This is a genomic window from Sphingomonas flavalba (assembly GCF_004796535.1).
Classification (GTDB): domain Bacteria; phylum Pseudomonadota; class Alphaproteobacteria; order Sphingomonadales; family Sphingomonadaceae; genus Sphingomonas_L; species Sphingomonas_L flavalba.
On record NZ_SPHY01000003.1, the window covers coordinates 54,696 to 67,745 of the forward strand.

9 protein-coding genes are annotated in these 13,050 nt (G+C 54.8%); 2 read left to right on the forward strand and 7 right to left on the reverse strand.

All coding sequences use genetic code 11. The annotated features are described in order from the left end of the window. Positions 1–300: 300 nt before the first annotated feature. From E4A53_RS03955 to E4A53_RS15040, 7 genes are all read right to left on the reverse strand, one after another. Positions 301–921, reverse strand: coding sequence for a hypothetical protein (locus E4A53_RS03955; RefSeq protein WP_136161827.1), 621 nt, complete (start codon positions 919–921; stop codon positions 301–303). Between the two features lie 150 nt (positions 922–1,071). After that, a complete protein-coding gene (locus tag E4A53_RS03960) occupies positions 1,072–4,692 on the reverse strand; it encodes an ATP-dependent DNA helicase (protein ID WP_136161828.1) in 3,621 nt (1,206 codons plus the stop codon). Then, positions 4,689–5,378, reverse strand: coding sequence for an abortive infection family protein (locus E4A53_RS03965; protein WP_136161829.1), 690 nt, complete (start codon positions 5,376–5,378; stop codon positions 4,689–4,691). Before E4A53_RS03965 ends, E4A53_RS03960 begins: the two co-directional genes overlap by 4 nt. Further along, the gene (locus E4A53_RS03970) at positions 5,375–7,507 is read right to left on the reverse strand and encodes a restriction endonuclease subunit S (protein ID WP_338054971.1); all 2,133 of its coding nucleotides are present in this window, start codon (positions 7,505–7,507) and stop codon (positions 5,375–5,377) included. The genes E4A53_RS03965 and E4A53_RS03970 overlap by 4 nt, the downstream gene beginning before the upstream one ends. Before the next feature lie 344 nt (positions 7,508–7,851). Next, the gene (locus E4A53_RS03975; protein WP_136161831.1) at positions 7,852–9,363 is read right to left on the reverse strand and encodes an N-6 DNA methylase; all 1,512 of its coding nucleotides are present in this window, start codon (positions 9,361–9,363) and stop codon (positions 7,852–7,854) included. A 3-nt stretch (positions 9,364–9,366) separates the two neighbouring features. Then, a complete protein-coding gene (gene hsdR / locus E4A53_RS03980) occupies positions 9,367–11,760 on the reverse strand; it encodes an EcoAI/FtnUII family type I restriction enzme subunit R (protein ID WP_420822600.1) in 2,394 nt (797 codons plus the stop codon). Further along, positions 11,729–12,145, reverse strand: coding sequence for a type II toxin-antitoxin system prevent-host-death family antitoxin (locus E4A53_RS15040; protein WP_338054972.1), 417 nt, complete (start codon positions 12,143–12,145; stop codon positions 11,729–11,731). Before E4A53_RS15040 ends, hsdR begins: the two co-directional genes overlap by 32 nt. Positions 12,146–12,265: 120 nt before the next feature. On the opposite strand from E4A53_RS15040, the gene E4A53_RS15075 reads away from it, so the two are divergent. Both E4A53_RS15075 and E4A53_RS03995 read left to right on the forward strand, forming a co-directional pair. Next, entirely contained in the window at positions 12,266–12,481 is a 216-nt protein-coding gene (locus tag E4A53_RS15075; RefSeq protein WP_136161833.1) for a transcriptional regulator domain-containing protein, read from the forward strand. Further along, positions 12,414–13,049, forward strand: coding sequence for a DUF2285 domain-containing protein (locus E4A53_RS03995; protein ID WP_239018125.1), 636 nt, complete (start codon positions 12,414–12,416; stop codon positions 13,047–13,049). The genes E4A53_RS15075 and E4A53_RS03995 overlap by 68 nt, the downstream gene beginning before the upstream one ends. Position 13,050: the final 1 nt, after the last annotated feature.

Here is a 13,050-nt window from a genome sequence, read left to right on the forward strand (position 1 = left end):
AGGACCGGATTGATTGTAGGCGCGTTGCTGCCGAAGCCCGTTCAGCAAGTAGAGTGCAGCTTTCCCGGCGTAGTCGCCGAAACTTTCCAGTCCGTTTCCTACCCCATTTCGGTCTTTTGCTCGTGCCTCAATTTAGAGAAATACACCCAAGCTATACCCCTCTTAAATATATGAGCGTCCCAGAGCTTTCGTCCGAAAGCTTGCTCACTGCTTCCCTTCAGTACCATCTGCAGCCCCCCTACTTCGGCTTATAATGTGGATTGATGTAGCGAGACTCCGGTGGTGGGCATGCTATGTTCCTCATCGTGCGATCGTTGCAGTCGCGCCTTGAAGCCAACCGACCCACTGACCGAGAAATGTACGATAATCTTTCATCTTGACTTGAAGGAAGTGAAGGCCCTGGACAGCCTGACTTTTCTGCTTTGTGCTGACAAAGCAGAACCTCGTCACTGGCGATCCTTCCGTTGTCTGGCCGTGGCTATCAAGGTACAGAACGCCCCCGTGAGCCAACCCGTTTCGCAGAATGCTACAGAATGTTTCCGTCGCTAGAGCGTCGGCGGCAGTCAGCGCGCTATCCGCAGAAAGGGCTTCTTGAATGTCCGCTGGTAGTCCTTGTTTGGAAAGGTCGGGTAACGCTGCACCCTTTGGTAAATAGTGATATCGCCACGCGCCTGCTGTGTAAAAAGTTGCCTTTGTGACGGAGGCTTGGCCAATATCCGCTTTCACAGTTTTTGCTAGCGAGGCATCAAGGATGGCGTCATTAAGATGACCGACGGCTCTGCCTTTCTGAGGCTTCCAGATCCTCTCGATGGGCAAGTTCACCATTGGCGTGGAGATCGCTAGCAGGAATGAAGCGTTCAGCGGGAGTGCCCGGCCATCAACCTTGTTGGAGACTGAAGGCCACAGTTGTTCGAGAAGCATATGGCATCTCCGTGGAACGTCGACGCTGAAATTTTGAGGATTGCCCATATCTACCCCTCCACACCCACAACCGTTCGCTACGAATCCTACATTCCAATATAATCAAGGCATGGAACTGCCGGTACATTGGGATGGCATCACCCAAGGGATTTATGGTCGCGCAATTCCCTTAATCAGGCGATTTGCCTCCGAACTAAGTTGGCTGCTTTCGGATGTTTCAATCAGACGACCTGGAAAATTCGACTCGTACCAACATTTCTTTTGATCACGATGTGCGGAATATCCTTCTTCGGACAGCATCCCCCAATGCTCCCAAAAATATTTCTCCCCAGCCACCCGAAGCGTGAAATCTGGCAGAAAGAAGCTACCATCTTCAGCATAGAGTGGCTCTTCATATGTGAATGGTATCCCTGCTTGATGGAGCAGATTTGCAATTATCACCTCCGATTTCGAGCGCACCATATCGCCGCTGAGCGCTTCATGAATCTTGCCGCTTTCATACCAGCCGTTTCTAGCCAGCAGGCGCTCGTCAACTGTCCTGAAACGACCGAACAGCGATGACGACACGAGTACGCTCTGAGCATTCTCTTTTCGCCGCGCGTCCAATAATGGTGAGAGATTGCCTTGGACGTACAGCCTGCAGTGGCCTTGAGCGCGTGTTAACGCGGTATAAAGAAGTTCCGCACTGAGCGGTCGGCGAGACGCAGGCAGGACAACGAATGTCTGCTCGAATTCGCTTCCCTGAGACTTGTGGATTGAAATTGCGTAGGCGAGTTCAAGATTATTCTCGACGCTCTCGGACGTTAATTTACCTTTCGTCGCTGTTGGGATTTCACGACCATAATTTACGCAAATCTTTTCTTTTCGCGCGAACTTCACCTGAAATCGCTTCAGGCGCTTTTTGCTGTAGCCCGCGAACACCCTCTTAAGGTCCCCTCGGTCAAAGTTGTGAGGCTCGACATACCCAATTTCTCCATTGAAAAGCTCAACTTGTCGCGCTTTTCCGAGGGCAAAATCAAAGGCCCACAGTCCCCGCCGAGATGTCCTATTTTGAATCTGGATGACCTTGTCGTTCAGAGTGATGCCATCGACTGCGCCCACCCTATCGATTAGGTCATTTGTCAAAATAGACTGGAGTTCAGTATTCAGTGCCTCAACACCATGAAGTTCCCCACGGTGCGGAGTCAGGACTTGCAAGCGTTCCGGGCTGTTCTGAATAATTTCATTCCGCCATAATTTATAGATCGGCGCGTCCGCTTCATCCCGAGGCAGGACTGAAACCAGGTCTGACACCACGCTAGTCACTAGGTCATCGGCCGAGTTCCAATAGACAACATCCAAATCTTCGTCGATCTTTCCACCTTGGTGCACCTTCTGAAGGAGGTGCTCTGCCTCAGGCGTAGTTTGCTCGCTTTGTACGGCGGAATCGACCAGAAATAGCTCTGCCAGATCGAGGATGCCTTGACCTTTCCCGTCGAGCCTATTTTCCATCTGACGCATATTGGTCTCAAGAACCGCGAGATTGTGCTTTTCGGACTCGCGCAACCATTCGATGATATCCGAGAAGACGCGCCCCCTGCCGATCGGAGGAAGTTGATTGTGATCGCCAACGAGGATGAGACGCTTCACGTTTTGCCATTCGATTGACCGGAAGAATGTAGCGGCGAGCGCAAGATCAAGCATCGATGTTTCGTCGATGACAATCGTGCCTTCCAGGTCAGAGCGTTTCCCACCCCATCTCTTGAAAGTCAGGTTGTCATTGAGCCAGCCATTTGAAGCCAAGAAGGAGTGGATCGTCGACACGTCAACACCGGCTATCTTGTGACGTTCGAATACGGCGCGTACCCGGTCGGTTGCCTTGCCGGTCGGCGTCATCACATGGATCGGCGCGCCAACTCCCTCGACCTGCCGGATGCCTTTGACTATCGCGCGGATGATCGTTGTCTTTCCGGTGCCCGCACGACCGGACACAACTGAAAGAGGCAACCTAAATATTTGAGCACATTGCTCTGCTTGTGCGGCCACCGCTTTCTGGTATTCCTCCCCGCCCTTCTTCGAAAGTCTCGATTCATCATCGGAGACAGCTCGCAGCCAAAACCCATCCGGGAGTGGACGGGACAGAGCGATAGCGGGCCGGTCGAAAAGTTCTGTGAGCGTCTTTTCGACCCTACGCTCATCCTGAAATACTTGCTTCAGATAGAGGTAGAGGCGCTCATCTTGCTTTTTAAGCACCAAGGCTTTTTCGAGCGGATCTCGGTCAACTTCAAAGTATCGCAGGCTGAAATTATGCCGTTTCCATTCCGGCATCCGGTCCATGCGGGCATTGATTTCCTTCAGAATGATATCTGCTGGGCGGAAGGTCTGGTTAGGCTCGCGCTGCAATTGCTCCACGGACAGCGACCGAAGCCTGCGAGGATCATCAAGGAGCATGTCGCATAGTACATCACCGCCGAGCTCAGGTGACGGGAAGACCCCGCGATCAATCGTGCTCCACGGGATGATGTCTTCCGGCGCATCTCCGACAAAGCGTTCGCTTAGCATATACGGATCTTCGACGAGTTCCTTCAGGTCTTCCGGAAGTCCATGGGCGGTACGCTTTTGGCCTACAATGCTTTCAAGCTGGTCGAGATAGAAGTCGACGCGCACGGCGACTGTTTTGAGAAACAAACGCGCGTCGTCTTCCAGCAATCGCCAAGAACGCGAGAGACGTTTTGCCACGAACCCTGTAAGTTCCAGTTCAGGGCAATCCTTGCCGCTGTCGAGAGCACCAAAGAAAAGCTCGTAGGCTTTCTTCTCCTCCCTTCTGTCGCAATACCATTTGGCATTGTTGATGCTGACCTCAGCATCGAGAAATTCCATCACCGTAAGCAGGCCAGGGTATAAGCCGCGCCGCTGCCAAAGCTTGCCAATTTGCGCCTGCACCCATTTTTCGCGAATGTCCCAATCTTCCTGGGCATCCCCGATCTCTTTGAGCCGGCCTATGGCATCGAGCAGCTGCTCCAGCATCCCGATCGCTGTATCGTCGGTGAGATGACGCGCACCGTACTTGCACGTGGCGGGATTTTCAGGTGCAACAAGAATCTTCTCGAGGATTTCGAGTTTGTCCCGATAGGCGTGATAGGGAATGCGGAAGCCCTCATCAGGGTAGTAGGACGTAACATTGCGCGCCCAAACCATGCCCTGAGCGAAGCGCTTTTTGATGTCGTCCGTGGCGTTCGGATAGAAGAGCGGCTTGCCAACCTGCTTTACTCGCGAGACACCGACGATCACATACTTTGGGTCGTTCTCGTCTGTGAATGGGTTGGAGTGGTTGGCATAGTAGAAAATCAGGCTTTCGCCATCGTCCAATTCGGCGAAAAATTCGTCTGCGCCGCTGCGGCGCTTATCGTTGTCGAGCCGGCCGTCGGTATAAACCTCATCGCCATACATGGCTTCATATGGCCAGACGCAGACGGTCGATGGAGGGATGTCCCATTCTTCGCGATCAGCGCCACCGTGGAAGAAGTCTGGTGGCTTAGAATAGCCGCGGATAGCGTCGGGTCCAAAGGCATTGATGCTGTATATGCAAGGCGGTACGTCGTCGCCCTTGAGCTTGCAGACAGCCTGGCCGGCGCAAGCCGTTTCCCTCTCCAAGTCTCGCTCTCGGTGAATCACGTCGCCTGGATAGGACTTCAGGCCAACGCAGTAGGTGTTGAGTTCTGGCTTCGCGCAGATGCGCCCGTTCCATCCGTCGTCATGCCAGGCGATGCGGGCAGTGAGATGCGTGGTCATGTGGCCGATGCCTCCTCATCTGGTTCAGCAACGACCTCGGAAATATGGAACTTTTTGAGCTCTTCGGAGTACGAGTTCCGGTCAAAAATGAACAGCAGCTCTGAGGGCCGTACTTCTTTGCCGTTAATATAGATGCGCCCCTCTTCCTGATCGTAGGTGATCGAGGTTGATACATCCAAAACTTCGTTGAAGGGCGTGAGTTCGAGACGTTGCTCTATGAGGTCGAAACGGAGCTTCGTCAGGGTCAGGTCGATGTTGAACTTGCTGAAGGCATGCCACAGCAGGCTGATAACACTTTCGAAAATCGACACAAATATCCGGATATCCGTTGGCGACGGCATATCCTGACTGTCGTGCTGTCCATGTCCAGCAATTCCAGTGCGGTTTCGAATTTCCGCAAGCGCACCGACGATCCCCGAAAGGTTGCCAGCGATCCCCTCATTGTCGAAGCCGCAAGACGACAATGCTTGCTTGACCAGCTTCGGCAGCTTCAGGTCATCATAAGGAATTCCGCGTTCAGAGAGGATGTGTTTGCAGATAATCTCGATGACGCATTTGCAATAGTCGATCGTCTCCGGTTCGAGAGTCCCCAGCGCCGCTTCCGCCTTGTCGATCGTGGTCGCCAGCCGCGTCAGCTCAAAGACTTTCTGAAAATCGTGCGCATGTTCCAGAGGCGAAATGATCACACCGAGTCATCCCTGCCTTCCGGGCTGAAAAGTGCTTGCACCTCAAGCATGGCGGTGGCGACCGACATTTCGGTCAACCGCAGCTTTTCAATTTTGGGGCACCATTCCGGGTCGCTGGCGATGTATTGGAGGATTTGCGCGGCGTCGGGCTCGATGCTGAGCGTTTGTAGGTGCTCGACGGCATAATCGATCGTCGCCAGCGTTTCCCATTCCTCGTTCTTCTTGTAGCGGAAATGCTCGGCCACCCAGCGTGCCGGCTTGTCATAGCCGTAAGTGTCGATCCATTCGCCCGCGTCGCCAACATCCGTCCCCGGCACATGGCCGAAGCCGAAGCGACCGCGTGCCTCGCGAACCCAGTTCTTCTGCTTGGCAATGGCGATGCCGCCGGAGTATTTCATGGAAGGGTTGTAGGGGCCCGCCGCCTTCTTGAGATAGGCCATCTCGCCCACATGCTCGCCCATTCTCCGGCGAGCGAAATAAACCGCCTTCTGCAGGCGAAAATTGCCGATAGGCTCGCCACCAGCCTGTAAGAACGTGTTGACGATGGTAGCGACCAGCACGGCCTCTTTGAACTTGGTGTCAACGCTCGGTGCGCGATCTGGAGTACGGCTCGTTCCCGGATTCGGTTTGAAAGCAGCGCGGGCGCTTTTTTTGATCGCTGGCGTTTGAGGAGCATTCATGTGGATCTGCTGCGGCGGGACGCTGGTGGGTGCATTCACAGGGGCTGCCGCGCCACCGCCATTCGGGTCCGTCTCCGTTAGGACGTGAACCAGCGAGGCCATCAGCTCGGCGCTCAGCCGCTCGCCCTCGCGCACTTGTTCTTCAAGCCGGTCGCACAACGCCATAAGCTCATCGACCTTAACGACAATACGCTTTTGCTCAGCTAGGGGTGGGACAGGAACCAAGAGCGTTTCAATGCCGCCAACTCTAAAGTGTTGAACCGTCGATCCAACTGGTTTGTCTTGCACGCGGTTCATTAATTCGGGGTCTCGCAGCGAATACAGCAAGAACTTCGGCTCAAATGTCCCGGGAATCATGCTTGCTAGCATCAATCGCTGGCCTAGGCAGTATGTATATCGATTGTCCAAAAGGCAGACTTCGCCCATTGGCGCTTCGCGCGTGATGACTAAATCATTTGCCGCAGGCCGGTACCTTTCTGTCCATTTGGCATAGGTTTCGTCATCGACAAATTTGACATCGGTCAGGCGCAGTTTCCCGTCGCGAATGTTGTTTGTACGGAGGAGAGTTGCGCCTGCTGTAGAATATTTTGCAGTCTTGTTTCTGCAATCGACAACCCAGCGGCAGCACTGCATGAGTGTCGCCCACTGCCAATTTGCAGGAAGCTTAGGGAGAGCGTCTGGAATGCACTGGTTCTCCAGCTTTCTAGCTTGCGTCGCGGCTTCGTTTTTCGATGGAAGGTTTTTGACCAGCATTTTTGAGCGCTGGGCATCTATTTTATCCAGCAGCTCACTCGCTAATCCGTCCGTCGAGAGCTGTTCAGTGAGCCGGCCGAACGCTGCGGCATGGAGAATTGTCCCCCGCAACGCCTTAATCGTTTTCAGATCGTCGAACAGCTCACTGAAACCGGAGACGAGCAGGGACCAACGGCCTGTGGTTTCTTCTGGCGTTTTGGCTTCGATCAAATGATGCAAGGCAGAAGCGGCGGTCGCGCGCTTCAACTCGGTTTCCTTAGCCTGCTGTGCTTCCAACTCGTCACACAGCGCCATCAGCTCGTCGACCTTGGCGACAATGCGCTTTTGCTCCGCAAAGGGCGGCAGCGGGAAAGGCGACAACGCAAAATAATCCGCCGGAATACGTTTTTGTCCAGCGGTACCTGTCATCCGAGGAGCTCCCGCCTGGATGAAACTCTCGGATTTCAAGAATGCCAGTACGTAGTCTTGGTCAACTACTTGGGCCAATTGCCGAAACACATGCAATTCGGTTGTTCCCGCGCCAAGCTGATTTGGCAGGCCGGCTATTGCTGCAGACTTCCCGTTCTCAAAACAGGGAGTAATTTTTGCAAGAACAACGTCACCGTCTGCGATATGCGTGTAGCCGCTTTTGATATCGACCCATTTTCGTTCTTCAAATCCGTGCGGAAGTCCGAACTTAGCTTCGATTTCGGCCATAGGCACAAAACCCACAGAAGCTTCATCTGGCGCCTCATTTCGAGGAGAGATCAGCCCTAGATCGCCAAGACATGCCGTAACCCAATTTGCAGGTATCGGGTTTGCTAGGGTACGGTCCTCCGCCTTCCCAAAATACCTTGGCTTCCGAATTTCTCCTGACTTAACCGCAGATCGGATCGCTATGGCCGCAGCTTCGACGAGCGCTTGCGCGTGTCCGTCCTCTGGCCGCCGATCCGATAGTCTTCCGGAGATCGCTAAATTCAGGACCAACTCTCGTAGCTTCCGTATGCCATCCGCTCCGGCCGCGAGTCGCCCAAATTCTTCTAGAAACGTTTCTGCAAGCATCACGCGGCCGTCGATTTGGTAAGCGCTTCGGCCAGCGCCATCTTCAACTGTTCCTGTGTGGTGGCGAGTTGCTTACGGTTCTCCTGCCATGCTGCGAGCAACTCCGCCGGGTCCTTATGACCATCTTCCTTTCGGTGGGGATTGGAGATGTCGAGATTGTAGCCATTGGCCTTGATCTCTTCGGCGCTCACCTTCCAAGCGCGATCATTCTCCTTGCGTTCAGCACGCGTCTTGACGTCGCCCCACCAGGCCTGTTCGCTGTCGTCACCCCTGAATTCCTCGATGCGCAGGGGCTTCGTTTTTGAGTAGTTTTTGTAACCCTCCGGATAGGGGTGCTCGTAGAACCAAACCTCCGAGGTCGGATTCAACACGTTGCCTTTTCCATCCTTGTGGCATTTTTCGAAGAACAAGAGGTTCGTCTTGATGCCGGTATATGGATTGAAGACACCGTTCGGCAGGCGAATGATGGTGTGCAGGTTGCACTCCGTCATCAGCTTCTCCTTGATGCGCGTCTTGATGCCCTCGCCAAAGAGGGTGCCATCCGGCAGGACGACGGCGGCTCGGCCGCCATCTTTCAGAAGCTCCATAATCAGCACCAGGAAAAGGTCCGCTGTCTCACGCGTCTGGAACGCCTGTGGTACGTTCTTTTCGATGCCGTCTTCCTCCATGCCGCCGAACGGTGGATTGGTGACGATGACATCGATTTTGCCCCGCCATTTATGATCCTTCAGGGGCGTGGCTAGCGTATTGTCGTGAAGGATGTTGGTTGGCGCTTCGATGCCGTGCAGCATCATGTTGGTAACGCACAGCAAATGCGGCAGCGCCTTCTTCTCAACGCCTAACAGATTGTTCTGGACCGTGGCCCGGTCCTCGACCGTTTCAACATATCTCTCGATGCGGTGATCCATCACGTGGGCCAAAAATCCGCCTGTTCCGCACGCGGGGTCCAGCACCAATTCATCCAGTTGCGGATCGAGCATGTCGACCATGAATTGGGTGACGGCACGCGGAGTGTAGAACTCGCCGGCATTGCCAGCGCTTTGGAGGTCCTTCAGAACTTGCTCGTAGACATCACCAAAGGCGTGCTTGTCACCAGTGTTGTTGAAATCTATCTCATTGATCTTGTTGACGACCTGCCGGATCAGCGTGCCATTCTTCATGTAGTTGTAGGCATCTTCAAACGCGGCGCGCACGACGCGCGCGCGATCACGTTCCGGTCCTTCAAGCGACAGATTCTTCAGCTTGGGGAAGAGCTGATTGTTTATGAAGTCGAGAAGCGCATCGCCGGTGATGCCTTCGGCGTCCGTGGCCCAGGCAGACCAGCGCAGATGAGTTGGGATCGGGGACTTGTAGTCATCGCTGAGGAGCATCAACGACTCTTCCTGGTCATCCAAAATCTTCAGGAAGAACATCCAGACCAACTGCCCGATGCGCTGAGCATCGCCATCGACGCCTGCGTCCTTGCGCATGATATCCTGAATGGATTTGATCACTCCCGATACATTCGGCACGTCTTACGCTCCCTCGCGGTATAGTTCGGTCTGCAACCCTCTGACGGCGGCCTCATAAGCTGATCTGCCACCAAAGACGCCCCTAACGATCTCAACCGGGGTGCCGATTTCATCGAATGGCTTGAGCTGTAGAACCTTGGCATTTTCCAGCGGGCCGAAATCTTCGTCGGCATATTTGTCGAGAAGCGCCTCCAGCACGACCCGCGCTTTGCCCTCGAACCTTGCAAAATAATTTCGTTTCTTGACCTGTTCTGTCCGCTCTTTGCGGGTCAGTGGTGGCTGGCCGTAGGCAACATGGCAGAGCAAGTCGAAAGCGCTGAAGGCGTCGCCATTCTTGACCTCGTCACGCAGTCCATCCAGCGAGACGCCCAGCGCTTCCAGCTCTTCGATGATCGCTTGCTTCTTCTCCGCCTCACTCCAGCGCCGGAGAAATTCATCGAGAGTCTTGTAGTCTTTTTGGAGCGTCTTTTTTGCGTAGGAACGCAGTGATTCCGTGATCAGCTTGCCGTCCGGCCCAAGATATTGAACGCGCTTTGAGAGAACGCGGACTTCGACACCATCGACGTAGAACTTCCGCGGTCGGTCTTCGCCGCCGAAGGGATCGCCAAGAACGCCGCCTTCGGCATCGGACGATTCATCCTCACCGAATTCACCGAACGTTGTGGTCGTCGCATCATCACGTTCCTCCGGCGGCACGGGCGACTCATCTGCACCCGGCTCATAGATTTGGACTGGGTCGCCGTCGAAGTCAGGATCAGCGAACAACTCTGTCGCTCGCTTGAAGTCCATGATGGTAAAATACTGCTTGCCGTGTTCCTCATCGATGCGCGTACCGCGCCCGATGATCTGCTTGAACTCGGTCATGGATTGAATTCGCTGATCCAGTACGATCAGCTTGCACGTCTTCGCATCGACACCTGTCGTCAGAAGCTTCGACGTAGTTGCGATGACCGGGTAGCGCGCTCTCGGGTCGATGAAATTATCGAGCTCGGCCTTGCCGAGCGCATCGTCACCGGTGATCCGCATAACGTAGCGGTGGTTTTCAGCCATAAGATCCGCGTTCGCGTTGGCGAGCGCCTGGCGCATCCGTTCAGCGTGTTCAGTGTCCTCGCAGAACACGATGGTTTTATCGAATCGGTTGGTGGCTTTCAGAAATTCTGTGATCTTCGAGGCAACCAATTTGGTGCGCTCATCGAGGACCAGCGTACGGTCGAAATCCCGCTGGTTGTAGATGCGATCGTCGACTTCGTGACCATAACGATCGCGTGTTCCCGCCTCCGGCCGATAGCCGACCAAGTCCTTGTCGAGGTCATAACGGATGACTTTATAGGGTGCCAAAAAGCCGTCTTCGATGCCTTGGCGCAGCGAATAGGTGTAAACCGGCGCGCCGAAGTAATCGATGTTGGACACATCTTTCGTTTCTTTCGGTGTGGCCGTCATGCCTATCTGCGTTGCGCCGGAGAAATATTCGAGGATTTCTCGCCAAGCAGAGTCCGCCGCCGCACTACCGCGATGACACTCATCAATGATGACCAAATCAAAAAAATCGCGAGAAAACTGCTTATAGATATTTGCCGCCTCGTCCGTCCCTGTGACCGCCTGATAAAGCGAGAGGTAAATCTCATAAGACTTGTCAGCCTGGCGATTGCTGATCTTGGTCATCGCGCCGCCGAAAGGCTTGAAGTCGTTCGTTTTGGTCTGATCGACGAGAATGTTGCGGTCCGCAAGGAACAGAATCCGCTTCTTTGCGCCGGCCTTCCAGAGCCGCCAAATGATCTGGAACGCGGTGTAGGTCTTGCCTGTCCCCGTCGCCATGACGAGCAAAAGTCTGTTGCGACCTTTCGCAGTTTCTTCGATCACACGGTTGACGGCCAGCGTCTGATAGTAGCGCGGTGCTTTTCCGGAGCCGTCATCAAAATAGTCCTGGTTGACGACAGGATTTCCAGCAGATGGGATCCCTTTCCATGCGGCATACCCCTGCCATAGTTGCGCGGGTGAGGGCATATCCCGAAGTGAGATTTCATGCTCGACTGAACTATTAACTGATGATCGGTCGTGCATAAGGATTCCTACTCCGTTCGTCGAAAAGGCAAACGGCACGCCGATCATTTCGGCGTATTCAAGCGCCTGTTGCATGCCTGCACCTGGCGCATGTGATGCGTCCTTCGCTTCGATAACAGCAACCGGAATGTTGGGCTTGTGATACAGAATGTAGTCTGCGCGCTTCTGCTTCCCACGCGACGTGAGCTTTCCTCGGACGATAATACGACCCGCCGTGAGGCTGACTTCCTCACGAATTTGGGCGTGCAGATCCCATCCAGCTTCAATCAGTGCAGGCGTAATAAACTTGCTACAGATGTCTCGCTCACTTAGCCCCCGCATCCCTGTTCCCCCCATCGCCCCCGGCATTTTGGTTGTTGCGTTCCTTCCGAGCGCAAAGCCGATCGTATTCCTCAACCGATACAACCACCACCACGCCCCGTCCGTGCTTTTCAATGCGAACTGGCTCCGCACGAGCGGTATCGATCATCAATCCAAAAGCGTTTTTCGCTTCTCGTGCAGACATGCTTCTCATGGCAGGAACTGGCCCATCCTCATTCGAGCCATTTAGCGCAAAATGGCTCTTTTTGGCAATCGGAAACGTCGCTGGGAGTAGGCGTGACTTGTTCACCACCGGAGCGACGCGCGGTGAGCTTCCGTTCGATGAAGTCTGAGCAGCCCCAGCAGCAGACGCTGGCAGGTGGCTTGCGGGGACTACAGGACCACGCCGAGAAAAAAGCATAAGGAATGATCGAGTTAGCCGCTCAAGGTATTTGCTTTGAGCGGCTTCTATATTTCCAGTGATCCTTGAACCTCTCTTTGTCGGGCGCTGCCCAGCATCCCGGCTTGGGGAGGTGACGCCATGCTCAGCATCGATTGGCGATCACCGGCGGCATACGGGCACACAAAGCACATCCCTGCCGCTGGTTTCGCTTGGGAATATTTGCGCCGCAACGACGAATATCGTCGGGACTGCCTGACCATCGCATCGACCGGAGGGGCGGCTGCCCGTGAACTTGAAGCGTTCACGCATCGCTGGGGGCTGCGATTTCCCTTGCGATCCCGACGCGCCGCATGACTGGCAATCGCCGATCTGGTGTCCGCGACTTCATCCGCAAGCCGTGATGTTGTCGCCGGTCGATCACAAGGATGACGACACAGAGCCAATATTGACATTGGCGCATCTTGACAGCCTCGACCTGCGCCGCGCCGCCGATGGCTGGCACGGCATCTGGCAGGTGGATGGCGTTGCGCATCAATTCTGGCTGCGCGAGGCCGTGCCGGACGCCGCCGCGTTTTACGCCGTCACGCTGCCGATGGATTCATTTCTGGAGCTACGCACGCACGCGGCACGCCGTTTCTGGCGATCTCTAACCGGCCGCGCACCCGGTCCGGATTTCCGGGTTGTCCCCGCTCAACTCCGGCAATGGCATATCCTGTCGCTACGCGCGCTCGACGCTCGGCTCCATGGCGAGAGCTATCGCACCATCGCCGAAGTCCTTCTCGCCTTTCACGGCACCAAAGAGGATTTCGAGACCGACCCGCGCAAGAACAAGGCCCGCCGATTGGTCGCGCATGGCATTAAGATGATGCGCGACGGCTATCGCTTGCTGCTCCACTATCCGATCAAGCCCGACAAGAGCTGAT

What these genes read in the sequence shown, in the direction of transcription:
- E4A53_RS03955 (WP_136161827.1), bottom strand. Translation starts at nt 921, where the DNA reads ATGCTTCTCGAACAACTGTGGCCTTCAGTCTCCAACAAGGTTGATGGC.
- E4A53_RS03960 (WP_136161828.1), bottom strand. Translation starts at nt 4,692, where the DNA reads ATGACCACGCATCTCACTGCCCGCATCGCCTGGCATGACGACGGATGG.
- E4A53_RS03970 (WP_338054971.1), bottom strand. Translation starts at nt 7,507, where the DNA reads ATGGCCGAAATCGAAGCTAAGTTCGGACTTCCGCACGGATTTGAAGAA.
- hsdR (WP_420822600.1), bottom strand. Translation starts at nt 11,760, where the DNA reads ATGGGGGGAACAGGGATGCGGGGGCTAAGTGAGCGAGACATCTGTAGC.
- E4A53_RS15040 (WP_338054972.1), bottom strand. Translation starts at nt 12,145, where the DNA reads ATGCTTTTTTCTCGGCGTGGTCCTGTAGTCCCCGCAAGCCACCTGCCA.
- E4A53_RS15075 (WP_136161833.1), top strand. Translation starts at nt 12,266, where the DNA reads ATGCTCAGCATCGATTGGCGATCACCGGCGGCATACGGGCACACAAAG.